Here is a 24,545-nt window from a genome sequence, read left to right on the forward strand (position 1 = left end):
GAGGACAAGGCATGGAAGAGCGGAACGATCAGATGCAGGTGCGCTGGGAGAAGCTGCAGCGCTGGCGCGAGGGTAGCCGTGCCTATCCCAATACCTTCCGGCGGGATGCCGAGGCCGGCGATCTGCAACGGCGCTGTGCTGACATGGACGCCGCGGCGCTCGAGCAGGAGCCGATCAGCGCCCGTCTGGGTGGACGCCTGATGACGCGGCGGGTGATGGGTAAGGCGAGCTTTGCCGATCTCCAGGATGGTAGCGGTCGCTTGCAGCTCTTTCTCAGCCGCGATGAGCTGGGCGAGGGTGCCTACGCGCAGTTCAAGGAACTCGATCTGGGTGATGTGATCGGGGTCGAGGGGACGCTGTTCCGCACCAAGGCTGGCGAGTTGAGCCTGCGCGTGCATTTCCTGCAATTGCTGGCCAAGGCCCTGCGCCCCCTGCCGGAGAAATGGCATGGTCTGAGCGATGCCGAAACCCGCTTTCGCCAGCGCTACGTGGACCTCATCGTTACCGAGCAGACGCGGCGCACCTTCCAGATCCGTTCGGCGACGGTGGCGGCGTTGCGTCAGGGGTTGGCAGCGGCGCGCTTTACTGAGGTCGAGACGCCGATGATGCAGCCGATCCCCGGTGGCGCGACGGCCAAGCCCTTCGTCACCCACCACCATGCCCTCGATATGACCCTCTATCTGCGTATCGCCCCCGAGCTCTACCTGAAGCGGCTAGTGGTCGGCGGTGTCGAACGCGTCTTTGAAATCAATCGCAATTTCCGCAACGAGGGCATCTCCACCCGCCACAATCCCGAGTTCACCATGCTCGAGTGGTACGAGGCCTATGCCGATTATCACATCGCCATGGATCGCACGGAGCAGCTGATTCGTGCAGCAGCACAGGCTGCATTAGGGCAGACGAAGATCGTCTATCAGGGACAGGAGATCGACCTGGAGGGCGCCTTCGCGCGCTTGAGCGTGGCCGAGGCCGTGCGAGCCTATAACCCCGATCTGCGGGCAAAGAATCTGCGCGATCCCGAAGTCCTGGCGGCAAAATTGCAGGAGCTGGGGATGCCGGTGCAGGCGGGCTGGGGCTGGGGGAAACGTCTCATCGAGATCTTCGAAAAGACCGTCGAAACGCAACTATTACAGCCCACCTTCATCATCGAATACCCGACGGAAGTCAGCCCCCTGGCGCGCGCCAATGACGCCGATCCCGAAGTCACCGACCGCTTCGAGCTCTTCATTGCCGGGCGCGAACTGGCCAATGGGTTCTCCGAGCTCAATGACCCGGAAGATCAGGCCGAACGCTTTCAGGCCCAGGTCTTGGCCAAGGAGGCCGGTGACGACGAGGCGATGTTCTACGATCACGACTATATCCGTGCGCTGGAGTATGGCATGCCGCCCACTGCTGGGGTGGGCATGGGCATCGACCGCCTGGTGATGCTCCTGGCCGACCAGCCCAGTATCCGCGAGGTCATCCTCTTTCCCCATTTGCGGCCCGAGCAGGCATGAGCCCTTTCGAGCTCTGGGTGGGGCTGCGCTACACCCGCGCCAAACGGCGCAACCATTTCATTTCCTTCATTACCGGCACGGCCATTCTGGGTATGGTGATCGGGGTGGCTGCCCTGATCACCGTGATGGCGGTGATGAATGGCTTTGACCACACCCTGCGTAGCCGCATCCTGGCCGTTACCTCCGATGTCATCGTGCAGGGCAACGGGGTGCCGGTGCTCGACTGGCGCGAGTCGGAAAAAAATCTCTCGCAGGTGCAGGGGGTGATCGGAGTGGCGCCCTACGTCCAGGCCCAGGCCATGCTCTCCCACGACGGGCTGGTGAGTGGGGCCCTAGTGGAAGGGATCGATCCGCAGCTGGAAGGGCGGGTGAACCGTCTGGCGCAAGATATGAAGGCGGGGAGCCTCGATACCTTGCAGAAACAGCCCTGGGGAATCGTCCTGGGCAGTGCCCTGGCCCGCCAACTGGGCGCGACCATCGGTAGCAAGGTGACCCTGATTTCGCCCAAGGGGGGCGTTACGCCCCTGGGGGTGACGCCGACCCTGCGCCAGTTCACCGTCGTTGGGCTCTTCTCTGTGGGCATCTACGCCTACGACAGCGGTATGGCTTACATCAGCCTCCCTGACGCCCAGGCGCTCTACAACCTGGGCTCCGGGGTGACCGGCCTACGCCTGCAACTGCAAAATCCCTTTGCTGCGCCTGCCTTTGCCGCGCGTTTGCAAAAGATCCTGGGGCCCGCTTTTTACGTGCAGGATTGGACCCAGACCCACGAGAACTTCTTCAAAGCCCTGGCCATGGAAAAGCTGGTGATGTTCGTTATCCTGTCGCTGATCATTGCCGTGGCCGCCTTCAATATCGTTGCTACCCTGGTGATGGTGGTGACCGATAAAGAGCCGGATATCGCCATTCTGCGCACCCTGGGCGCGCGGCCACGCAGCATCATGCTGATCTTTATGGTGCAGGGGGTAATCATCGGCGTCTTTGGCACGGCCCTCGGGGTGCTCGGTGGCGTGTTGCTGGCGCTGAACATCCCGACCATCGTGCCCTTCATCGAGCAGCTCTTCCACGTGCAGTTTCTCTCGCCCGAGGTCTATTCCATCAGTCAGTTGCCTTCCCGCCTGGAGCCGGCAGACGTGGTGCATGTGGCCATCGCCGCCCTGCTGATGAGCTGGCTGGCGACCCTGTATCCGTCCTGGCGCGCCTCCCGCGTCGATCCGGCAGAGGCGTTGCGCTATGAGTGATCTCGTCTTGCAGGTGGAACACCTGCGTCATGGCTACAGCTTCGGCGCGGGACGCCTGGAGGTGCTGCGCGACGTCAATCTGGAGCTGCGCCGCGGCGAACGTCTGGGCATCGTCGGCGCCTCGGGACAAGGTAAAAGTACGCTGATGCACCTGATGGGCGGCCTGGAGCGCCCCAGTGATGGCATTGTGCAGGTGTTGGGGCAGGATCTCTACCGCCTGGGGGAGGCGGAGCGCAGTCGCCTGCGCAATCGGAGCATCGGTTTCGTCTATCAGCTGCATCGCCTGTTGCCGGAGTTTACTGCCCTGGAGAATGTGCTACTGCCCTTGCTCATCCGCCGGGAGAAGCGGGCCGCAGGCGAGCCCTGGGCCAAGGAACTGCTTGATCGGGTGGGATTGGGGCAACGCTATCAGCACAAGCCGGGGATGCTCTCCGGTGGGGAACGCCAACGCGTGGCCCTGGCGCGTGCCCTGGTGACCCGCCCAGCCTTGCTCCTTGCCGACGAACCTACGGGAAATCTCGACCGGACCGCTGCCGAGGCGGTGCACGCGCTGATGCTCGACCTCAATGCCGAGCTGGGAACGGCCATGGTGGTGGTAACCCATGAGCCCGCCCTGGCGGAACGCATGGCGCGGGTGCTGCACTTGCGCGATGGTACTCTACAGGATAGTGCTGCTCCCTAGTTGCGGTTTTGCCGGCGACGAAACAGGCGCCAGTTGATCCATGCGCGCCAGCCGAGCAGTATGCCGGCGTAGACGATGGCGGCGAGAGTGGCACCCAAGGGAATGCTGCCGATCCAGGTGACCCAGTAGGCGTGCCACAGGCGGTCTCCCATGGACAGCAATCCCATGTTGCCATGCACCAGGCGCTGGATGTCGGCATAATGGATGGTGATGGCCGGGGCCAGGTGCACCTGCTGCAGAAGCCAGTAGCCGAGCTGATAGGAGGCGTAGAATACCTCGACGATGGTGAGCGGGCCGGTGACGATAAAGGGCAGGAGCATCGCCAGGGGCACATTGACGTCGATGCGCCGCCAGCGGTGCAGGACCAGACACAGAATGAGAATCGTGAGTTCGTGCCCAAAATAGGGTAGGGTACCGATAAAGGTGCCCAAAGCGCCTGCCCGGGCCAGATTGCTGCGCTTCAGTTGCCAGTAGGCACTGTGGGTCAGATAGTGCGTGAAACGTCCCAGAGGGCGTTTGCGGAGGATTTCCTCACGGCTCGGGAGGCGAAGAAATGCGGGCAGGTGCAAAGGGAATCCTGTCGGGACAAAGAGGGCTTAGTCTAGCGAGTCTCGCGCGCTGGTCCAAATCCTGGCCAGGGCTGCTCGCCGTGTCGCTGGCGTTGCTGGCCGGTGTGATTCTCTTTCAGACCGTTAGCGTACTGCCAGCGCAACTACCAGTCGGCCTAGCGCTACTGCTTTTTCTCCTCTTGGCCTGGCGCTGGCATCAGGCGCTGTTGCCCGCAGCCGTCGCTTTGGCCTTTCTGATTACTGGATTACAGGCGCGGCACTTGCTCGAAAGAGTCCTCCCCGCCGGGCAATCGCTGACTATCACCGGGCGCATTGCGGATATCCCGCAGGAGCAGCGCGGTCAGTGGCGTCTCCACCTGGCGCCGGAGCGTGCCGAGCCGGCGGCGCTGATGGTGCGTATGCCTTCTCTGGTCGAGCTGCACGGAGCCCTACCCGAAGCCCCGATCACCGGCCAACGCTGGTGCCTGGAAATCCGCTCGGAATCGCTACAGACCCTGCGCCACAGCGCCTTTGTCGATCTGCCACGCCAGCGTTTCTGGCAGGGTTTGCTGGGTGTGGGCAAGATCGTCTCCGCCACGCCCCTGCCAGCCTCTTCCTGGCATCCTCTGGACTTGCTCGCAAAATGGCGCAGCCGCGTGGTACAGGCCAGTAACGCCGCCCTGCCGCGGGTTTGGGCGGGTTACGTGCAGGCCCTGACGGTGGGTATCGGCAACCAGCTTCCCCCAAGCGTCTGGCAGATCTACCGAGATACCGGTACCGCTCACCTGTTGGTGATTTCCGGTTCCCATGTGGCCGTCATCACCGGCTTTTTTCTCTGGCTCTGGCGCTCCCTCTGGCGCCGTGTTCCGGCCCTCGTCCGCCGTTGGCCAGCGCAGCAGGCGGCGCTCCTGGCGGCCATCCCGGTAGCCTGGACATATGCTTACTTGGCGGGCATGCAAAGTCCGGGGGAGCGCGCTGCCTGGATGATTACCGCCGCCAGCGTGGCAGCTTTGCTGGGCCGCCGCCATGCGGCGTGGTCCGGCCTTGCCTTCAGCGCGGCGATGATGGCCGTGCTCGATCCGGGGCAGGTCATCGATCTGGGCTACTGGCTGTCGATCCTGGCGGTGGCTGTGTTGATCAGTCTGGGTATGGAGGAAGGTCAGTGGCGCCAGGCCCTGGCGGCGCAGTGGCGGGTCTCGATCCTGCTGCTGCCGCTGCTTGCCTTCCTCTTTGGCAGCATCTCGCTGATCTCGCCGCTGGCCAATCTACTGGTGATACCGCTGATCGAGCTGCTTGCCGTGCCCTTGGCCTTGCTCGGCGCAGCCTTCTCGCTGCTGGACTGGGAACTGGGTTACCGCCTGCTCTTTCGCCTCGTGGCCCTGGAAATGCAGGCCGTAACCGCCATGCTCGACTGGCTGCGCCATTGGCCCTGGGCCCTGCTGACGGTGACCCCGGGGCGCTTCTGGGCGGCACTCGCCAGCGCCATACTCTTTGCATTGCTCCTGCTGCCGCGCTACTGGCCGGGACGGAATCTGGCCTATCTCGGTTTTGTACCCCTCCTGGCGCCGGGACCGGTGCCGGATGGCTTTCGCCTGGAGGAGCTGCCAGTGGGCAAGGGAATGGCGTTGTTCTGGCACTCTGGCCGGGAGACGGGACTCTACACCGCCAACCTCTGGCTTCGCCCGGATCAGCGAGCCCTGACACCACTGCTCGCAGCGCAGTTGCAGAAATCTGGACAGAGTCGTCTGCGCGTTTGGGTGCTTGGCGATCTGAGCCTGCCGCAGCCCTTGCCGGCTGCTACAGAGACCCTGATTCCGGTTGGCAATCGCCTGGGGGCAGCCAATCGACCCCTACGTGCGTGTGCCGGCGGTGTCATCGCCGGTGGCCGAGCCCTGCACTTCGCCCCAGTGCAGCCTTGCGTGCTCAGCCTCGATGCCGGGCGGGTATTGATTTTGGGGGATATGGACGAGGCAACGGAAAAACGTTTATTTGCCGCGCATTTTGCCATTGCTCCCAAGCTGATTTTTGCACCCTATACCTGGGATGCTTGGCAACGCCATGCCTTGCTGCACCAGTACCCCTATGCCAGCATCCGCTATCTCGGCGAAGACCAAGGGCCGTCCTGGTATTGGCAAGACGGCAGCTTGCATCTGCCACAGGCCGCGCGTCCCCGCCCGTACTGGGAGTTGGCCTGATCCCCGCTCTTGCTCACCAAGCGTAACAGAAAGGTTCTCGGCAAATCTGGTGCTTATGCTATAGTCGCTTCCCGTAAGTTATCTGGCGGGAGTGTTGCGTGCGAGATCTCGTAGAGTTGTTCAGCCTGGGCGGTTTTGTGCTGCCCATCCTCATTTTAGCCGCGATTCTGGCCCTGGCCATCGTCGGTAATCGCTTCTGGGTGCTGCGGCGGGCGCGGGTTGTGCCGCCGGGTCTGGTCGAGCGAGTTGCCGACATGGTGGAAGCGGGGAAACTGCCGCAAGCCGTCAAGCAGCTCTATGAAAACGACACGCCCCTGGCACGTATTCTTCTGGTTGCCCTGCAGCAGGTGGGGCAGCCACGAGATGCCATCAAAGAGGCCGTCGAGGACGCCGGGCGCCACGAAATGGCGCATCTCGATCGCTACCTGAACTTCTTGGGCAGTATTGCCGGTGTCGCGCCGCTGCTCGGCCTACTCGGTACCGTCTTCGGCATCATGCATGCTTTTGCTGCCATTGGTGCGGTGGGTATGGGCGATCCCAAGGCCCTGGCGGGCGGCATAGCCGAGGCGTTGATCACCACTGCGGCGGGCCTGATCGTCGCCATCCCCAGTCTGCTCTTTTATCGATATTTCCGCGGGCGTGTGGAGGTGCTGGTGCTGGCTACCGAGAAGGATGTCTTGAAACTGGTCAACTTGCTGGCAGGCGGAAAATCATGAATTTTCGCTCGCGGGGTGGAAGGAATGAGGAGCCGGAGATCAACGTGATCTCCATGGTCGACATCGTCCTGGTGCTGCTGCTCTTTTTCATGGTTACCACGAGCTTTGTGCGGCACAGTCACATCTCGATGCAGTTACCCAAGGCGCAGCAAGCCGCCAGGGGCGAACCAAAAACCCCCATCACCATCGATCTGAGTGCGACGGGGCAAGTGGCCATCGACGGCCATGGCCTGTCGATGAGCGATCTGCTGCCCCGCCTCAAGGCCCTGGCTGCCGAAGATCCGGAGCGTGTCATCGTCTTGCGTGCCGACAAGGACGCCACTCAGCAGTATGTGATCGACGTTCTCGATGCGGCCCAGGCGGCAGGTTTGACGCGCATCAGTTTCGCGACCCTGAGTCCGGCAGGACGCTGAGCCGTGCGCCTGGCAGGGCGCTGGCAGTCCCGCGCCGCCGCGCTGGCTGCCTTGGTGCTAAGAGGTGTTGCCCAAAGTCTGCGCTGGCAGGAAGAGGGCGCCGACCGCATTCGTGCATTGCGCGAATCCGGGCAGCCCATCATTTTGGCTTTCTGGCATGGGCGTCTCGCCCTGATTCCGGCGGCCTACCGGCGGATAGGCGGGCAAAGGGTGAAAATTCTGATCAGCGAGCATCGCGACGGTGAACTGATCGCCCAGGTGATGTCGCACTGGGGCTATGAGGCCGTACGCGGGTCCAGTCGGCGTGGTGCCTTGAAGGGGGCCAAGGGTATGCTGCGCGCGGCGCGGGAAGGCTACGATCTGGCGATCACCCCGGATGGCCCACGCGGGCCCCGTGAGCAATTGCAGGCGGGGGTGCTGGAGTTGGCGCGTTGGACCGGGCTTCCGGTTGTTCCGGTTACCTTTTCGGCGCGCTGGGGACGTCGCTTTGCGAGTTGGGACCACTTTCTCTTTCCTCTGCCCGGTAGTCGCGCCGTGGTGCTTTGGGGGGAGCCGATGTACATTGCGACCGACGCCTCCCCGGCCGAGATGCTCGCTCTGCAACGGAAGCTGGAGGACGAGATGCGGGCCCAGCGGCAGCGTGCGGACCGCATAATGGAGCGGGTCGAAGAAGGATGGCAGGGATGAGTTATTACGGAGCCAATTATTGGCGTGCCCGCTGGGCGAGCTGGCAGGATGCTCGGGCGGGACGTCTGGCCCAGGCCAACGCCCGCTTGGGGGGACTGAGGCTACCTGGGGATCGCGGTCCCGTGTTGTGGTTACAGGGCGGCAGCGAGCATGACGATCTGCGGCTGGGCGTCGAGCTCTGTCGAGCGATCAGTGACAAGCGCCGCGATCTGCGCATGATTCTGACCTTCGAGCGGGAAGATGCGACGCTGTTCCCGGAGAGCACGGCGGGCATTGAGCGTCTCGGCTACGGTTTTGGCCCCAGCGCCCATCCCCGTGCCCTGGCTACCACCCTGGAGCGGCTGCGTCCCCTGCGCTATCTGGGCTTGGGTCGAGTGCCCAGTCCTGCCCTGGCGAGATTGCTCGAAGAGAAGCATACCCCTGCCTTGGCGATCGCCGCCCCACCCACGGGGGCTATCGGCCTCACTCCCTGGGAGGCCGTTTACCCACGCAGTCAGAGGCAATATCAGCAGTGGGAATCACTCGCCCGTGATGTCGGACTGCAGGAGCCGGTGGATTTCCTCACGCTGGTGACGGTAGCGCAGGTGGAGCCCAATTTTCGTAATCTGATCCTGGGCAGCCAGGGCGACGCCCTGTTTTGGGTGACGGGCCTGCAGGCCAGCGACTGGCCCGCCTGGATGGCCGCCTGGCAGAGTTCCCCTTTGCGCCAGCGTGGCCTGCTCTTTCTCGAAGGCGCTGGCGCACCTGCTAATTTGCCAGTCTTGTCCAAGTGGCGACGGGAGCAGGTGAAAGTGGGCAGTATCCTGCGGGTGGACGAAGCGCGCTGGCACCCCGCCCTGGCGGCCGCCTGTGACGCTGTGCACCTCCTCGCTGTCGGTGCTATGCAGTTATGGCAAATCTTTGCCGGTGGGCGTCCTCTCAGTCAGGGCTTGGGCCTGCAATGGGCGCTGCCCAGTACCCTGGCCGCCGAGCCGCGCAAATTGGCCCAGCCCGCCGCGGTGCTCCAGCACTGGGCGTCCGTGTTGGCGGAGCCCATTGCGGCGCGGGAAGAGGCCGATGCCTACCGGCGCTATTTCTGGCAGGAGCGTCGCGCGGCCGGGGAGCGCTTGCCGGAGTTCCTGCAACGGGTCTTCGATTGGTAAGCCCGTTTTGTTGAGCTGGCGCCAGGAGCTGGAGCGGCAGTGGTACGCCGGTGGCGTCGGTGCCGATCTCCTGCGCCCCTTGGGTGCCATCTATTGCGCCTTGGCAGCGCGGCGGCGCGCACGGGCGAGGCGCCTGCCCGGAGCCTTGCCGAGTATTGTCGTGGGCAATCTCAACGTGGGAGGGAGCGCGAAAACCCCGATGACGATGGCTTTGCTCCGCTACCTGCAACGCCACTCCTGGCACCCAGCCGCCATCAGCCGCGGTTATGGCGCGCACCCACCGCAGGAGCCCTATGCCGTGCTTCCGGACGATTCTCCCGCCCGTGCCGGCGACGAGCCCCTGCTGCTGCGCAGCATAGCTCCGGTCTTTCTCAGTCGCCGCCGCCATGCCGGCATCTTGGCTGCCGCCAATGCTGGGCACGACATCGTCGTTCTCGATGATGGTTTTCAGCATCTTGCCCTGCAACCCAGTCTTTCCCTCCTCCTGCTGCAAGGGGAAAGACCCCTGGGTAATGGGCGTTGCCTGCCGTCCGGTCCCCTGCGCGAGGCGAAAACGGCTCTGCTGACCGCCGATGCCCTGCTCTGCGATCCCGCCGCCGCTGGCAGCGCAGACCTCGTGGGTATCGAACAGCCCTGTTTTCGCTTCGAGCAGCAGGTTACGCGCTTGGTGCCCCTGCACGATCCCGTGCAGGAACTACCGTTGCAGGCGTTGCGTAATCGCCACCTCCATGCCGTTACGGGTATCGCCCGTCCTGAGCGTTTTCAGCGGACATTGACGGGTCTGGGGGCGCAGGTAACTCTGCATTCCTTCCCCGACCATCACGTTTTTCGCCAGCAGGATCTGGTGGATATACCCGCTCCCCTCGTCATCACCCGCAAGGATGCCGTAAAATGCGCGCAGTTGACTGGTCTCCCGGAGGTCTGGGTGCTGGAGATCGGCATCAACTGGGAGCCATCCTTCAACCACTGGCTCGATCAGCGGCTGGCTACCTTGAGGAGTCCACAGTGAAAATCGATCGCCGTTTACTCGACCTGCTCGCCTGTCCGGCCTGTAAAGGCCCCCTCCTGCCTTGCGCAGAGCAGCGCGCCCTTTGCTGTCATCGCTGCAGATTGCGCTTTCCTGTCCGCGATGGCATTCCGGTCCTCCTGCTGGAAGAGGCGGAGCCGTTGGATGGCGAAAGCAAGTGAGCTTTACCGTTCTCATCCCAGCGCGCATGGCGTCTTCCCGCCTTCCGGGAAAAATGCTCCTGCCTATTGCCGGATTGCCAATGATCGAGAGGGTGCGGCGTTGTGCCTTGACCAGTGGCGCGGGACGCGTGGTGGTAGCGGCAGACGACGAGCAGATCCTGGCGGCAGTGCGCGCATATGGCGGTGAGGCGGTACAGACCATTCACGTCACCGTTGCGGTAGCGAGCGCCTGGCCGAGGCGGTTCAGATTCTCGGATTGCCGGCGGACGAAATCATCGTCAATCTGCAGGGCGATGAACCGCAAATGCCGGCGACACTGATACATGCGGTGGCTGCCGCCCTTGCCGAAGAGCCGGCTCTGATGGTAGCCACAGCGGCGGTGCCCCTGACCCACTGGGAAGAACTGGTCGACCCCCACGCCGTCAAGGTGGTGCTGAACGCCGCCAAGGATGCCTTGTATTTCTCCCGGGCCCCCATTCCCTGGGAGCGTGATCGCTACCCGTTGGCGCAAGGCGCCGAATTGCCCACGGGCCAGCACTGGCGACATCTTGGCCTCTATGCCTATCGCGCTGGCTTTCTGCAGGAGTATGCGCGCTGGCCGCGCTCGGCCCTGGAAGAGCTAGAATCGTTGGAGCAACTGCGGATACTCGAACGCGGATACCGAATTCGGGTATGCTGTAGCGATGTTGTTCCGCCGATTGGGGTCGATACCCCCGCGGATCTGGCCCGCGTGCGGGCCGCATTTTCCATCCAGGAGGAGTGTTCTGCATGAAGTTGAAGGAAATCCCCGCCGGCAAGGCCGTTCCCGATGATATCAACGTCGTCATCGAGATTCCGCAAGGCTCCAGCATCAAGTATGAGGTCGACAAGGCGTCGGAAGCCGTCTTTGTCGATCGTTTTCTCTTTACCGCCATGCACTATCCGCTGAACTATGGCTTCATCCCCAATACCCTGTCGGACGATGGTGATCCCACGGATGTGTTGGTCGTTTCCCCGCAGCCGGTGGCGCCCGGCACGGTCCTGCGTGCCCGTCCGGTAGGCGTGTTGACGATGGAAGATGAGCACGGCCTGGACATGAAGGTGATTGCCGTGCCCCATGCCAAGATCGCACCCGGTTATGAGGCGATCAGGGACGTCAAGGATTTGCCGCAGTCCCTACTTGATCAGGTGCGGCATTTCTTTGAGCACTATAAGGATCTCGAGCCCGGCAAATGGGTAAAACTCAAGGATTGGTCCGGTGTCGAAGCCGCCCGTAAAATCATCCAAAAGGACGTTGCCCGCTTCCCGGGATAAGCCTTGCGCGCAGGCCGGTACCTTCCTGGTCCCGGCCTCCGCTGCTCTGCCTGCTGCCTTGCCCTGGGGCCGGCTGGAGGCCGACGGGCCGTTGTGGCAGCGGGTCCCGAGCCGCGATGAGTACGGCCACCTGCTTGCCGACTTTCGTATGATCTTCCCCGGTTTGCGGCGCTACAGCAGCGAACGGCAACTGCGCACCCTGCGTCTGGTGGGCGGCGTCTTGCAGCGCTATCAGAATTGGGTGGTCTTTGCCGACCTCAACCTGCGCATGAATCTGCTTTGGGTGAGTATCCGCGCACGTCCTGGCCTGACCGTGGAAATCCCCGCCGCCATTCTCGAAGAGGTACCGGAAGCCCGCCTGCTGGCGCCTTACTGGCGCCGCCAGCGTTAGGCGGGAGCGGTCTCGGGGAGACGCAGGACGACCTTATCTCCTTCCAGCGTTGCACTGATCTGCGTGCCCTTGGGGAGATCGCCAAAGAGGATGTGTTCCGCCAGCGGTTTTTTTAGTTCCTCCTGAATCAGACGCGCCATCGGTCGCGCACCCATGAGCGGATCGTAGCCCTTCTTCGCCAGCCAGTCGCGCAGCTCGCTGCTGACCTCCAGGCTATATCCCTTCTGCAGGAGCTGTTCATCCAGTTCCATGAGCAGCTTGTCGACCACGTGCAGAATGTCCTCCCGCGCCAGAGGTGAGAAGGGCACGATGGCGTCGAGGCGGTTGCGGAATTCAGGCGCGAAGATCCGCCGAATGCTCTCCATTTCCTTGCCGGTTTCGTTCGCCTTCTGGACGAAGCCGATCGCTGTCTTTCCCTGTTCCTCAGCGCCGGCATTGGTGGTCATGACCAGGATCACCTGGCGGAAATCCACTTGCCGACCGCTGGCATCGGTGAGTTTGCCATGATCCATCACTTGCAGGAGCACGTTGAAGATATCCGGGTGCGCCTTTTCGATTTCATCGAGGAGCAGAACGGCATGCGGCTGCTTCAAAATCGCATCGCTGAGCAGACCAGACTGGTCGTAGCCCACATAGCCGGGCGGTGCGCCAATGAGGCGGGACACGCTATGCCGCTCCATATACTCGCTCATATCGAAGCGCAGCAAGGGAATACCCAAAAGCTGTGCCAGCTGCCGGGTCAGCTCGGTTTTGCCGACGCCCGTGGGGCCGGAGAAGAGGAAGGCAGCAATCGGTTTCTCCGCGTGCCGCAGCCCCGCGCGGGAGAGCTTGATGGCCGCGCTCAGCTCGCGGATGGCACGATCCTGACCAAAGATCACCAGCCCCAGGTCGCGTTCGAGGTTCTTCAGTGCCGTGCGGTCGTCGAGAGAGACTGACTTGCCCGGGATACGTGCCATTTTGGCCACCATCTCCTCGATGTCATGAACGCCGATGCTCTTCTTGCGCCGCGACGGCGGGAGCAGGGCCTGGGCGGCGCCAACCTCATCGATGACGTCGATGGCCTTGTCGGGCAGGTGCCGGTCGTGGATATGCTTGATGGACAATTCCACGGCTGCGCGCAAGGCGGCGTCGGTATAGCGCAGGTGGTGGTGATTCTCGAAGTGCCGTTTGAGTCCACGGAGCACCTCGACCGCCTCATCCGGGCTCGGCTCGGGTACGTCGATCTTCTGAAAGCGTCGACTGAGGGCGCGGTCTTTCTCAAAATGCTGACGGAACTCCTGGTAGGTAGTAGCACCAATACACTTCAGCTCCCCTGCCGCCAGGGCGGGTTTGAGCAGGTTGGAGGCATCCATGGCCCCCCCGGAAACGGCACCGGCACCGACGATAGTGTGGATTTCGTCAATGAAAAGGATGGCCTTGGGTTGTCGTTGTAGGGCCTTGAGCACCGCCTTGAGGCGCTCCTCGAAGTCGCCACGATAGCGGGAGCCGGCGATCAGGGCACCCATATCGAGGGCATAGATGGTGGCGTTTTCCAGAATCTCCGGCACGTTGCCGTAGACGATGGCACGTGCCAAACCCTCGACGATAGCCGTCTTGCCGACCCCGGGCTCACCCACGAAGAGCGGGTTGTTCTTCCGTCTGCGGGCAAGGATCTGCAACGCGCGCTCCAATTCATGGGCGCGGCCAATGAGCGGATCGATGCGCCCAGCCCGGGCCAGGGCGTTGAGATTGCGTGTATACGCAGACAGCGGATCCTTGCCGGACTTGTTCTGCTCTTTCTCGGTTTCTGGTTCTTCACCTTCTTCCTGGCTATCGTCGCGCTGATGCCCATGGGCAAGGTACGTAACCACATCCATCCGCGACACATGTTCCTTCTGCAGAAAATACACCGCATGGGATTCCCGCTCAGCGAAGAGAGCGACCAATACGTTGGCACCGGTGACCGCATCTTTTCCCGCCGACTGCACATGATAGAGGGCACGCTGAATCACCCGCTGAAAGCCGATGGATGGCTGACTGTTGACGGTGCCGGCCTGTCCCAGGGAGGGAATTTTCTTGCTCAGGAATCCTCTGAGCTCGCGCCCGAGGCGCTTGCGATCGGCACCGCAGGCATCCAGTACCTCTTGGCTGGCCGGGTTGTCGAGCAAGGCCAGCAGCAGATGCTCGACTGAGGCATACTCATGCCCAAATTCGCGCGCCGTCTGAAATGCCTGATTGATGGACTGTTCCAAGGGCTTGTCGATCATCGCTCACTCCTTTTCCATGGTACAGCGCAAGGGATGCTGATGCTGACGGGCATCAGCCGTGACCAGGGTGACCTTGGTTTCCGCGAGATCAAAGGGGTAGACCCCACAGATGCCTTTGCCATGATTGTGCACCTCCATCATGATCTGGAAGGCTTCTTCGTGGCTCTTGTGAAAGTATTCTTCGAGGATGCGTACCACGTAGTCCATGGGAGTGAAGTCATCGTTGAGCAGACAGACCCGATACAAGCGCGGCTCGCGGATCTGCGTTTGCCGCTCCAGGACGGGTTGCTGAGGATTTCTTCGCGTTGCCACACCAGTACTCCCAAAAACTCTCTCCATTCATTGTGGCGCCTGATCCGGCTACAGGCAAGGCAAAGGGCCGAAGAGAAACCCCTTCGGCCCCTGCAGCGCCAGAGTAACGAGGAATTACTTGGTGATGTTGATGGTAGCCTTGCTCCGCAGATCCGATACGAACTTGGCAGCCTCCTGCTGCTGCAGCTGGGCCTTGATACGGTCCTGCATGGAGCTCAAGGAAGGCGGAGTGACCGGTCGGGTAGCCTGCACTTCGATAATGTGGTAACCAAATTGGGTCTGTACCGGACCCACGGGCTTGTCGATGGGCGCCGTTTCCACGGCCTGCGCGAAGGGTGGTACCACCATGCCGGGAACGATCCAGCCGAGCTCGCCACCGTGCGCGGCACTACCCTTGTCGATGGAGTACTTTTCGGCAAGCTTGGAGAACTTCTGGCCTGACTTCAGATCCGCCATGATCTTGTCGGCCTCAGCCTTGGTCTTCACCAGGATGTGGCGCACTTCATATTCCTTCTTGCCCATGGCCGCGACGAATTTGTTGTAGGCATTCTGAATGTCGGTCTGGGAAACGGGATGGGCCTTGACATAGGATTCGACCGCGGCGTCCGCTAGGATCTGCCGCTTGGCCAGGCTCAGGCGTTCCTGCACGTCGGCGGACTGGGCCAGGCCGTGCTGATCCGCATACTGCGACAGCAGTTCCATGTTGACCAGATTCTGAATGACCTGCTCGCGAGCATTGGGCTCTTTCGCGAGATCCGGGCTCATGCTCATGATTTCCTGCACCTGGCTGTTGTCGATGGCATGACCATTGACGGTGGCCGCTGGCGCAGCGAATACGGGCAGAGAGAAAGCACCGACCATGCCGGCGAGAACAACTGCGCGAAGTTTCATGCGTTTTCCTTCAGTTTGATTGAGACGAAGCATTATCCATGGGGATGGATCAAAGGTAAACCGACGGCCTTTGCAAGGCCGTTTCCACCGCCATTCCCCGTTCCCGGCCAAAGAGCTGGACGACGAGGTCGAGAGCGAAGTCCATCGCGGTCCCCGGACCGCGAGAACTGGTAAGCGAACCATCGACAACGACGGTCGCGGTCTGAAATTGATAGTCTTTGCTCTGCGGATCGAGGGCGCCGGGATAACTGGTCACTTTTTTGTCACGCAGTACGTCCAGCTCGGCAAGCAAAGAGGGAGCGGCACAAATGGCCGCGACTCTCTCAGCACCGGCGCTACGCTCGATGATTTTATTGCGCAGGCTGGCGGATTGCCGCAGGCGCTCCACCCCACCCGCACCGCCGGGGAGCAGTAGCAGATCCATTGGCGTATCGGCACATTCGCTCCAACTGCAATCCGGCAGGAGGCGCACGCCGCGCGAGGCGGTGACCGCACGCGTGCCATCCACTCCGGCCAGACAGACCTCCGCGCCGGCGCGGCGCAGGATGTCGGCGCAAATTACCACCTCCATCTCCTCGCAACCATCGGCAATCGGAATGACTACTTTCGGTACCGGCGCCACCTTCTCCTCCTGCATTCTCACTCAGGCAGCTTTGACCTTGGCGTCGGCATTTTTATCCCGACTGGGATAAGTCGGTAATGGGATGACTTTTTTTACCGACTTCCCATCCTGTATCACCCCTACGGCATCGCCCTGCAGAATCTCCAGGGCCTTGCGCAGCACAAAATCGGTGGCGAGATCCGGACCCTCGGACGGCGTCTGCTTTTGCTGAGTGGTGGCGGTCGGCGTCGGCTCCGCAATCTGGAACTGTGGCTGAACCTTCTGGCACTGGTCCGGCGCTTGGAGCATTCCCTCCAATTCCGATTCCTTGAGCAAAGCGGCATCGATTTGCCGCTCTTCCGGGTTGCTGGGGACGATGGCGACGTTGGGGACGATTCCTTGCCCCTGAATGGAACAGCCAGCTGGCGTGTAGTAGAGCGCCGTGGTCAGTTTGAGTGCCCCGCCGTTATCCAGAGGGATGACGGATTGCACGGAACCCTTGCCAAAGCTGCGACTGCCGAGCACCAAAGCGCGGCCATCATCCTTGAGGGCGCCGGTCACGATTTCCGCAGCGGAGGCCGTCCCCCCGTTAATCAATACGATCACGGGGGCGCCATGCAACAGGTCGGGACCATGGGCGCGAAAGCGCATGTCACTGTTCCCGGTGCGGCCCTTGGTGTAGACGATCAGCCCCTGATTCAGGAAGGTGTCGGCGGTTTCCACCCCCGCCTGCAGCACCCCACCCGGGTTGTTGCGCAAATCGAGAATGAGTCCTTTCAGTTTGCCATTGGCATCTTTTTCGAGCTGTTTGACGGCCGCCTGCACGGCATTGCCGGTGTTATCCTGGAACTGGCTGATGCGCAGGTAGCCGTAGTCGGGGGCGATCATCTGGTAGCGCACGCTCTGAACCTTGATGATGGCGCGCGTCAGGGTGACTTGCAGGGGGATGTTGCTGTGCGGTCGCAGCAGGGTGAGACTGACCTGGCTACCCGGCTTGCCACGCATCTCGTCCACCGCCTTCTGCAGGCCCAGACCCTCAACCGCTTTGCCATTGATCTTGATGATGAGATCGCCAGCACGAATCCCTGCCCGCGCGGCAGGCGTACCGTCGATGGGCGTGACCACCCGCAAGAGCCCATGATCCGGGGTGATCTCGATGCCCACGCCACCAAAACGGCCATCGGTAAAGACCTGCATCTGTTTCCATTCCTTGGGAGTGAGATAGGCGGAATGCGGATCGAGGGCATGTACCATGCCGGCGATGGCCCCTTGCATCAGTTTCTGGTCGGAGCTGGGAGCGACGTAGTCCGACTTGATCAGCGCAAAGACCTGACTGAACGTCTGGATTTCCTTGAGGGGAATGGTCTGACTCTCGTCTGCCCGGGCAGGAACCGGACCCAGAGCCATGACCGCGATAGTCAGGACGGGTAAACAGATTTGCAGGATGCGCGTCGTCATCATGGCTCCAGAACCTTGCACTGCTAGCGAATGAAATTCAATGGGTTGACCGGGTGACCCTGGCTGCGGATCTCGAGATAGAGGCCATCATCACCCATCTCACCGCCGCTGCCGACCGTACCTACCAGGCTGCCGGTTTGCAGCTTCTGGCCGACCTGCACGGCGGGCTTAGCCAGATGCCCGTAAATGGCCAGAACGAGATTGGCTTGTTGGACAATGACGATCTCGCCATAACCACGTAACGGACCGGCGTATAGGACCATGCCCGGGGCGATGGCGTGTACCGGCGTGCTCGCCGGCGCGGCAAAGGTGATTCCCTGCCAGTTCGGCCCGCCTTGTACCCGCGGCGTGCCAAAGAGATGACGCACAGGCGCGCTGACGGGAGGGGGAAAGCTACCGTGACCAACGGCGCCGCTGGCTGGCGGGGCGATACTGGGCGTAACCGGGGGAACCGTCGCAATTGGCGGAGCTTGCACCGGCGTTGGCGGGGGAGGCTGATGCAGCTCTTTTTGCAGTTGTTCGGCACGTTTTTGCTCGGCGGCGGCTTGGGCCGCGATCCGGGCACGCTCCTGCGCCGCGGCGCGCTCGGCAGCGCGCCGTTCTGCAGCCGCGCGGGCCGCCGCTTGTTCTGCCGCCAGACGTTCGGCCGCGCGTTTGCGCGCCGCCGCCTCGGCCGCCGCCCTTTCCGCCGCCAGTTGCTGCGCGTACTGCACCGAGAGCCGCTGCACCAAGCCGTTGAGAATGTTGGCGTTGGCTTGCAGATTGGCAATTTTGGCCTGATCGGCGGCAATGCGCTTCACTAGTTGTTCTTCCAGTGTGGCATGCTGATTCCGTTGGGCCTCCAGGGTAGTTTCCTGATGTTGCGTCTGCGCTGCCAGTTGCGCGAGATGGGACTCTTGTTGCTTTTTCCGCTCTTGCGTCTTGATGATCTCTTTGCTCGTTGTCTGCGTCTTCGCGATCAATTCCAGACGCGCCTTGGCCAATGCCCGATAGTAGACGCTGAGGCGCCCAATTTCGGCCGGCTTTTCCGTTTGTAGCCAGACCGCGAGTGGGGTTTCCCCACCCAACATGTAGGCGGCGCGCAACTGGTCCGCGAGGATTTTTTTCTGCGTTTGCAATTCTTGTTGCAGCTTGTCAATCTGACCTTGCAGTTCGCTGATTTCCTGTTGTGTTTGCTGGCGCTGCTTCTGAATGCTTTGCAGCTGGCGCTGGGTGGATTGGATACGCTGGTCGAGTTGGGCGATCTCGCTACGGAGCTCTGCCTGGGTTTTCTGCTTATCAGCCAACTGCGCCTGCAGCGCCGACACATTCTGGTGGATGGACTCCAAACGGGCCCTGTTCTCGTGGATTTTCTGTGGCAGATTGCTCGCCTGGGCGGGGCCGATGCCTACCCAGAAAAGGGCGCTGCCCAGCAGGACGGCAGTGGGGGTCAGATCCTTCACGTATGCTCGATGAGACTTTTCCCGCTCATTTCCGGGGCCTTGGGTAGGCCGAGCAGTTGCAGTAGCGTGGGGGCGAGATCCTCCAGCGCGCCGCTTTCCTGCAGGCGGGCGGAGCGGCCAATATAGAGCAGGGGCACAGGGTTACAGGTATGCGCAGTGTGTGCCTGGCCGGTCTCCGGGTCGAGCATTTGTTCAACATTGCCATGATCCGCGGTGATCAGCACCTCGCCACCGCGTGCCCGCACCGCCGGCACGATACGGCCCAGGGCTTGATCTACGGCCTCCACCGCAACCTTGGCGGCCTCCAGTTTGCCGCTGTGTCCGACCATATCGGGGTTGGCAATGTTGCAGATGATGACGTCATGCTGACCGGCCTGCACCTCGGCAATGAGGCGATCCGCCAGGTCCCGTACGCTCATTTCCGGCTGCAGATCATAGGTGGCGACGCTGGGCGAGGGAATGAGAACGCGATCTTCCCCTTCAAAAACCTGCTCTTCGCCACCGTTGAAAAAGAACGTCACGTGGGCATATTTCTCGGTCTCGGCGATGCGCAGTTGCCGCATCCCAAAGCGGGAAATCCACTCTCCAAAGGTATTGCGCAAGCGACTCGGTGGAAAGGCTACCTGCACGGGCAGCTGCTCGCTGTACTCTGTCAGGGTGACGAAGGCCGAGAGTTTCGGCACGACTGCACGCGGGAAGCCGGAGAAGTCCGGCTCGACAAAGGCGCGGGTGATCTGGCGGGCGCGATCAGAACGAAAATTGAGAAAGACGATGCTATCGCCGTCCTCTACCCGCGCTGCGGGTCCGATCCGCGCTGCAGGTACGAACTCGTCGCTTTCCACTTGGGTATAGGCCGCCTCCAGGGCGGCTTCGGCACTCGGATATTCCGTGCCAAGGCCCTGAGTGATGAGATCGTAGGCCTTTTGCACGCGGTCCCAGCGATGGTCGCGGTCCATGGCATAGTAGCGACCGATGAGGGTGGCGAGGCGCCCACCCTTACGCGCCAAAGCGTCTTCTACTTTCCGCAGGGATGCCGCTGCCGAGCGGGGAGCGGTGTCCCGCCCGTCGAGAAAGGCATGCAGATAGACCCGCTCGGCGCCGCGCTCCCGCGCCAGGCGCAAGCCGGCGATCAGGTGATCTTCGTGGGAGTGTACCCCACCGGGAGAGAGCAGCCCGAGGATGTGCACCGCCTTGCCGCGTTGCTGGGCCGCATCCACGGCCTGCACCAGTGCGGCATTCTGGTAGAAGCTGCCATCGGCGATGGCACGATTGATCCGTTCGTACTCTTGATAGACGACCCGGCCGGCACCGATGTTGATGTGCCCGACCTCACTGTTGCCCATCTGCCCGCGGGGCAGGCCGACCGAAGCCTCGGATGCCTGTAAGAGGGCATGCGGGTGGGTTTTCCACCAGCTATCCCAGTGCGGCGTATGAGCCAGCGCAATGGCGTTATCTTCCGCCGCCTCGCGATAGCCCCAACCATCGAGAATGAGCAATACCACAGGGCGAACGGACGATGTACTCACCTGACTCCTTCACAAACTTTTCCGACACCCGCGGATTCTAGCCAAGACTGGCGCCCTCCGCTACCAGGGGCGTCAGATGCCAGATATCGGCGTTGTATTCGCGGATGGTTCGATCGCTGGAAAAGATCCCACTCGCCGCCGTATTGCGGATGCTGAAACGCAGCCATTCGTCCTGATCGCACCATAGTTCTGCGACCTCTTGCTGCTTCTGCTTGTAACTGGTGAAGTCGGCGAGCACCATCCAGGGATCATGCGGAGAGAGTACGGCATCCAGCAGGCAATCAAAGAGGCCAAAATCGTAGGGATTGAAATAGCCGCTGCGGATGAGCTGCAAGACGCGCTCCAGATCCTGGTCGGCATCGACGAAGTGTTGCGGCTGATACCGCGCGTGCAGATGGGCGACCTCCTCGGCATTCAGGCCAAAGAGAAAAAAGTGCTCGGCACCTACGGCCTCACGAATTTCGATGTTGGCACCATCCAAGGTACCGATCGTCAATGCCCCGTTCATCATGAATTTCATGTTCCCGGTGCCCGATGCCTCCTTGCCAGCGGTGGAAATCTGCTCAGAAAGATCGGTGGCGGTGCAGATCTTTTCCATCAGCGAGACCCGATAATCGGGCAGGAATACCACACGCAACAGCCCATCGGTGTCGGGATCGGCATCGATGGTACGAGCGATCTCGTTGATGAAGCGAATGATGCGCTTGGCCATGAAATACCCTGGCGCCGCCTTGCCGGCAAAAAGCACATTGCGCGGCGTGAACCCTTCCAGATCGCCGCGCTTGATGCGATCGTAGAGGTGTACCACATGCAGGGCGTTGAGCAACTGCCGCTTGTACTCGTGGATACGTTTGACTTGGGTATCGAGCAGGGCGCCGGGGATCATTGCCACCCCGGTCTGCTCGCTGATGACGTCAAAGAGTGCCGCTTTGTTGGCGGCGCGGACCTTGGCCCAGCTCTTGCGAAATCGACTGTCATCGGCAAAGGGCGCCAGTGCCTGTAGCCCGGCCAGGTCCTGCTGCCAGTCGCTGCCGATCTTAGCGCTGATCAGCTTGCATAACTCGGGGTTGGCAGACTGCAGCCAGCGGCGCGGGGTGACGCCATTGGTCTTGTTGTTGAAGCGTTCCGGCCAGAGCTGGTAGAAGTCGTGAAACAACTCCCGACACAGAAGCTCGGTGTGCAGCGCGGCAACACCATTGACGGAAAAGCTCCCGACCACCGCTAGGTTGGCCATGCGTACCATGGGGTCCGGGCCTTCTTCGATCAATGAGACACGGCTGAGCAGGCCGCTGTCACCGGGGTGGGTGCGCGCCACCTCGCGCAGAAAGCGCGCGTTGATCTCGTAGATGATCTCCAGCACCCGCGGCAGGAGCTGGCGAAAGAGACGCACCGGCCAGCGCTCCAACGCCTCGGGGAGCAGGGTGTGATTGGTGTAGGCCATGGTGCTGCTGGTGATCTGCCAGGCGGCGTCCCAGTCCAGGCCGTATTCGTCGATCAACAGACGCATGAGTTCGGCCACCGAGATGCTGGGATGGGTGTCGTTGAGCTGAAAGACATGCTTCTCGGCAAAATGGGAGAATTTTTCCCCATGCTTTGCGACCCAGTCGGCCAGGACATCCTGCAGGCTGGCGGAGGCGAGGAAATACTGCTGGCGCAGACGCAGTTCCTTGCCGTTTTCGCTACTGTCGTTGGGGTAGAGCACCATGCTGATATGCTCGGCGGCGTTTTTCGCGGCAACCGCCTCGGGATAGGCCCCCGCATTGAATTCCCCCAGATCGAAGACGTCGGTGGCGGCGGCGCGCCATAGGCGCAGGGTATTGACGACGCCATTGGCATAGCCGGGAATGGGGATGTCGTAGGGCACAGCCAGGACATCATGGGTATCTACCCAACGAAAGCGATTTTTGCCGGCAGCGTCGATATAGACTTCGCTGCGCCCGCGATAGGAAACGCGGCGTACCCGCTCTGGGCGTCTGATCTCCCAGGGATAGCCATTTTTCAGCCAGTGGTCGGGCTCTTCGACCTGCTCGCCATTGACGATTTCTTGGCGGAACATGCCATAAGCGTAGCGGATGCCATATCCCGTAACCGGCAGAGCGAGGCTTGCGCAACTGTCGAGAAAACAGGCAGCCAAGCGGCCAAGACCGCCATTACCGAGGCCGGCATCGGCCTCTTTTTCAGCCAGTTCAGCCAATTTCCAGCCTTGGGAGGCCAGGGCTGTTTCGGCAGCCTCTTCGAGTCCAAGGTTGAGCAGGGTATTGTTCAGACTGCGTCCGAGCAGGAATTCCAGGGACAGGTAAAACGCCCGTTTCCCTCGCATTTCCGCGCGCCGTTCTTCGCTTTGGTTCCAGCGCTCTACCAAGCGATCGCGCAAAGCCATGCCCAGGGCGGTGTAGACGCTACGCGCAACCTTGCCGGCAGTGGCTTCGGCGACGGGAACGCCCAGGCTGCGGAAGAGATAGTGTTGGCTGTCCTGACAAAGGGCCTCGGCATCCATGCCCAAGGGGGGAAGGGTACATTCAGCGCTCTTGCTGCGTTTGCGTATCACGACGGACTCCTTCTTCGCTGCAGGACTTAAGGTCAGCATAGAACCTTTTTATGGCCTTGAGAAGTGTCCGCAAGCTTGCCTTTTGTCGATTTCCTCGCCATGGTAGCCGCTCCGGAAAGGTGTGACTCAGGAGCAGGTAAAATATGGCAAAAAGCTTGGCAGACTTTATCCGTGAGGCGCGGGCACAAATCTCTGAAGTTGATTGTGATGCGGTCGAGGGATGGCTGGATGCCGGCGAAGACGTGTTGATCGTCGATGTGCGTGAGGCAGAGGATTTTCATCAGGCGCGATTGCCTGGGGCCCATCACGTCCCGCGCGGTCACTTGGAAGCGCTGGCAGACCTCGACTATGGCAAGGCGCACCCGGAACTGTCGCAGGCGCGGGAACGCCGAGTCTTGCTCTACTGCGACAGTGGCACCCGTTCCGCCTTTGCCGCCGTCACCCTGGCGCAGATGGGCTTCGCCCAAGTCTACAGCCTCGCCGGCGGCATGGTCGTCTGGGAGGCTGAAGATAAGCCCATCGAAAGCTGATTCAGGCAGGTAAGGCCTCGCCAAAACTGTCCTGATAACGCTGTACGAACTCGTTGTGTGTAAAGTGATGGTTCTGGGTGCCCGCAACCTCGATCTTATAGGCACCCATGAGCGACGCGATGCGGCCACAGGTCGCCCACGGCAAATCGTGCTCCAGGCCATAGAGCAGGCCGGCACGATAGGCATCACCGCAGCCGGTGGGATCGACGACGGCACTGGCCTTGGCCGCCGGAATCCGGATCTCTTCCTCGCCCTGGTAAATAGACGAACCCTTCTCGCCCTGGGTGACGATCAAGGCCTTGAGCTTGCCGCGGAGGGTTGTCAGGTCCCAATCCGTGCGCGACTGGATCATGCCGCACTCGTAATCGTTGACGCTGAGATAATCGGCCTCGCTGATCATCTGGCGTAGGGTGTCGCCATCGAAGAGAGGCAATGCCTGGCCGGGATCGAAGATGGTCTGCACTCCGGCGCTGCGCAGATCGTGCAGGTGTTGCACCATGGCATCGAGTCCATCGGGGGCGACGATGCCCCAGCGGCTTCCCGCTGGAATCCGCCCGGCGAGACGATTCTTGCCTGCCTGCATCATCGCTCCGGGGTGGAAGGCGGTGATCTGGTTATCATCGAGGTCCGTGGTGATGAACGCTTGTGCGGTATATTGATCGTTGAGAACCGCAATATGGCTACAGGCAATGCCAAGGCGCTGCAAATGCTCGGCGTAGGGGCCGAAGTCCTGGCCAACGGTGCCGACGATCAGCGGCTCGCCGCCGAGAAGCTTGAGGTTGTAGGCGATGTTGCCGGCGCAGCCGCCAAAGTCGCGGCGCATCTCGGGTACGGTGAAAGATACGTTCAGCATATGCACGCGATCGGGCAGGATGTGCTCCTGAAAGCGGTCCTGAAAGACCATGATGGTGTCGAAGGCGAGGGAACCGCAGATAAGGGTCGGCATGGAATCTCCTGTTGATTTTTTGCAACGGATACGAGTGGTAATTTGCACGATTG

At 61.7% G+C, this 24,545-nt stretch carries 23 protein-coding genes and 1 pseudogene; 14 read left to right on the forward strand and 10 right to left on the reverse strand.

The genetic code is table 11. The annotated features are described in order from the left end of the window. The first annotated feature begins 11 nt into the window (after window positions 1-11). The 3 genes from lysS to AC2VNM_RS10355 are packed head-to-tail and all read left to right on the forward strand — an operon-like array spanning window position 12 to window position 3,419. On the forward strand, window positions 12-1,496 hold the full coding sequence (lysS, locus tag AC2VNM_RS10345) for a lysine--tRNA ligase (RefSeq protein WP_483166396.1): 1,485 nt from the start codon (window positions 12-14) through the stop codon (window positions 1,494-1,496). After that, window positions 1,493-2,737 (forward strand): lipoprotein-releasing ABC transporter permease subunit, encoded by a 1,245-nt coding sequence (locus AC2VNM_RS10350; protein WP_483166395.1) that lies wholly within the window; start codon window positions 1,493-1,495, stop codon window positions 2,735-2,737. Before lysS ends, AC2VNM_RS10350 begins: the two co-directional genes overlap by 4 nt. After that, window positions 2,730-3,419, forward strand: a complete 690-nt coding sequence (locus AC2VNM_RS10355; protein WP_486913252.1) for an ABC transporter ATP-binding protein — start codon at window positions 2,730-2,732, stop codon at window positions 3,417-3,419. The genes AC2VNM_RS10350 and AC2VNM_RS10355 overlap by 8 nt, the downstream gene beginning before the upstream one ends. Here the strand turns inward: AC2VNM_RS10355 and AC2VNM_RS10360 are convergent. After that, complete coding sequence (locus AC2VNM_RS10360) at window positions 3,416-3,988, reverse strand: DUF2062 domain-containing protein (protein WP_483166393.1); 573 nt, start codon at window positions 3,986-3,988, stop codon at window positions 3,416-3,418. The two genes, AC2VNM_RS10355 and AC2VNM_RS10360, sit on opposite strands and share 4 nt — an antisense overlap. On the opposite strand from AC2VNM_RS10360, the gene AC2VNM_RS10365 reads away from it, so the two are divergent. The 10 genes and pseudogenes from AC2VNM_RS10365 to AC2VNM_RS10410 all read left to right on the forward strand — a co-directional run bounded on the left by AC2VNM_RS10365 (window position 3,973) and on the right by AC2VNM_RS10410 (window position 11,992). Further along, the gene (locus AC2VNM_RS10365) at window positions 3,973-6,162 is read left to right on the forward strand and encodes a ComEC/Rec2 family competence protein (RefSeq protein ID WP_486913253.1); all 2,190 of its coding nucleotides are present in this window, start codon (window positions 3,973-3,975) and stop codon (window positions 6,160-6,162) included. The genes AC2VNM_RS10360 and AC2VNM_RS10365 overlap by 16 nt on opposite strands. A 98-nt stretch (window positions 6,163-6,260) precedes the next feature. After that, window positions 6,261-6,878, forward strand: coding sequence for a MotA/TolQ/ExbB proton channel family protein (locus AC2VNM_RS10370; protein ID WP_483166391.1), 618 nt, complete (start codon window positions 6,261-6,263; stop codon window positions 6,876-6,878). Next, a complete protein-coding gene (locus AC2VNM_RS10375; RefSeq protein WP_483166390.1) occupies window positions 6,875-7,291 on the forward strand; it encodes an ExbD/TolR family protein in 417 nt (138 codons plus the stop codon). The genes AC2VNM_RS10370 and AC2VNM_RS10375 overlap by 4 nt, the downstream gene beginning before the upstream one ends. A 3-nt stretch (window positions 7,292-7,294) precedes the next feature. Next, window positions 7,295-7,978, forward strand: a complete 684-nt coding sequence (locus AC2VNM_RS10380) for a lysophospholipid acyltransferase family protein (protein WP_483166389.1) — start codon at window positions 7,295-7,297, stop codon at window positions 7,976-7,978. Further along, window positions 7,975-9,120, forward strand: a complete 1,146-nt coding sequence (locus AC2VNM_RS10385; protein ID WP_486913254.1) for a hypothetical protein — start codon at window positions 7,975-7,977, stop codon at window positions 9,118-9,120. The genes AC2VNM_RS10380 and AC2VNM_RS10385 overlap by 4 nt, the downstream gene beginning before the upstream one ends. Window positions 9,121-9,127: 7 nt before the next feature. Then, window positions 9,128-10,129: a tetraacyldisaccharide 4'-kinase gene (lpxK, locus tag AC2VNM_RS10390; protein WP_486913255.1), complete on the forward strand. Its 1,002-nt coding sequence runs from the start codon at window positions 9,128-9,130 to the stop codon at window positions 10,127-10,129. Continuing rightward, window positions 10,126-10,308: a Trm112 family protein gene (locus tag AC2VNM_RS10395; RefSeq protein ID WP_483166386.1), complete on the forward strand. Its 183-nt coding sequence runs from the start codon at window positions 10,126-10,128 to the stop codon at window positions 10,306-10,308. The genes lpxK and AC2VNM_RS10395 overlap by 4 nt, the downstream gene beginning before the upstream one ends. Beyond that, window positions 10,305-11,080, forward strand: a pseudogene (gene kdsB, locus AC2VNM_RS10400) (3-deoxy-manno-octulosonate cytidylyltransferase). Before AC2VNM_RS10395 ends, kdsB begins: the two are co-directional and overlap by 4 nt. Then, a complete protein-coding gene (gene ppa / locus AC2VNM_RS10405; RefSeq protein ID WP_483166384.1) occupies window positions 11,077-11,601 on the forward strand; it encodes an inorganic diphosphatase in 525 nt (174 codons plus the stop codon). The pseudogene kdsB and the gene ppa overlap by 4 nt, the downstream one beginning before the upstream one ends. Then, complete coding sequence (locus AC2VNM_RS10410; protein ID WP_483166383.1) at window positions 11,582-11,992, forward strand: hypothetical protein; 411 nt, start codon at window positions 11,582-11,584, stop codon at window positions 11,990-11,992. Before ppa ends, AC2VNM_RS10410 begins: the two co-directional genes overlap by 20 nt. Here AC2VNM_RS10410 and clpA read toward each other — a convergent pair. The 8 genes from clpA to AC2VNM_RS10450 all read right to left on the reverse strand — a co-directional run bounded on the left by clpA (window position 11,989) and on the right by AC2VNM_RS10450 (window position 23,016). Continuing rightward, window positions 11,989-14,238: an ATP-dependent Clp protease ATP-binding subunit ClpA gene (gene clpA / locus AC2VNM_RS10415; protein ID WP_483166382.1), complete on the reverse strand. Its 2,250-nt coding sequence runs from the start codon at window positions 14,236-14,238 to the stop codon at window positions 11,989-11,991. The two genes, AC2VNM_RS10410 and clpA, sit on opposite strands and share 4 nt — an antisense overlap. Window positions 14,239-14,241: 3 nt before the next feature. Continuing rightward, entirely contained in the window at window positions 14,242-14,550 is a 309-nt protein-coding gene (clpS, locus tag AC2VNM_RS10420; protein ID WP_483166381.1) for an ATP-dependent Clp protease adapter ClpS, read from the reverse strand. Window positions 14,551-14,664: 114 nt separating this feature from the next. After that, a complete protein-coding gene (locus tag AC2VNM_RS10425) occupies window positions 14,665-15,441 on the reverse strand; it encodes a peptidylprolyl isomerase (protein WP_483166380.1) in 777 nt (258 codons plus the stop codon). A gap of 49 nt (window positions 15,442-15,490) precedes the next feature. After that, the gene (locus AC2VNM_RS10430; RefSeq protein WP_483166379.1) at window positions 15,491-16,063 is read right to left on the reverse strand and encodes a DJ-1 family glyoxalase III; all 573 of its coding nucleotides are present in this window, start codon (window positions 16,061-16,063) and stop codon (window positions 15,491-15,493) included. 21 nt (window positions 16,064-16,084) lie between these two features. Next, window positions 16,085-17,503: a S41 family peptidase gene (locus AC2VNM_RS10435; RefSeq protein WP_483189726.1), complete on the reverse strand. Its 1,419-nt coding sequence runs from the start codon at window positions 17,501-17,503 to the stop codon at window positions 16,085-16,087. 20 nt (window positions 17,504-17,523) lie between these two features. Then, a complete protein-coding gene (locus AC2VNM_RS10440) occupies window positions 17,524-18,942 on the reverse strand; it encodes a murein hydrolase activator EnvC family protein (protein WP_483166377.1) in 1,419 nt (472 codons plus the stop codon). Continuing rightward, a complete protein-coding gene (gene gpmI, locus AC2VNM_RS10445) occupies window positions 18,939-20,468 on the reverse strand; it encodes a 2,3-bisphosphoglycerate-independent phosphoglycerate mutase (RefSeq protein ID WP_483166376.1) in 1,530 nt (509 codons plus the stop codon). Before gpmI ends, AC2VNM_RS10440 begins: the two co-directional genes overlap by 4 nt. Before the next feature lie 37 nt (window positions 20,469-20,505). Next, window positions 20,506-23,016: a glycogen/starch/alpha-glucan phosphorylase gene (locus tag AC2VNM_RS10450; RefSeq protein WP_483166375.1), complete on the reverse strand. Its 2,511-nt coding sequence runs from the start codon at window positions 23,014-23,016 to the stop codon at window positions 20,506-20,508. 143 nt (window positions 23,017-23,159) lie between these two features. Between AC2VNM_RS10450 and AC2VNM_RS10455 the strand changes: the two genes are divergently transcribed. Next, window positions 23,160-23,546: a rhodanese-like domain-containing protein gene (locus AC2VNM_RS10455; protein ID WP_483166374.1), complete on the forward strand. Its 387-nt coding sequence runs from the start codon at window positions 23,160-23,162 to the stop codon at window positions 23,544-23,546. A 1-nt stretch (window position 23,547) separates the two neighbouring features. Here the strand turns inward: AC2VNM_RS10455 and AC2VNM_RS10460 are convergent, their stop codons facing one another. Beyond that, window positions 23,548-24,492 carry a carbohydrate kinase family protein gene (locus tag AC2VNM_RS10460; RefSeq protein WP_483166373.1) on the reverse strand — a complete coding sequence of 315 codons (945 nt, stop codon included), beginning with the start codon at window positions 24,490-24,492 and terminating at the stop codon, window positions 23,548-23,550. Between the last annotated feature and the right edge of the window lie 53 nt (window positions 24,493-24,545).

The sequence above is a fragment of the Acidithiobacillus sp. TH-A67 genome (assembly GCF_057473545.1).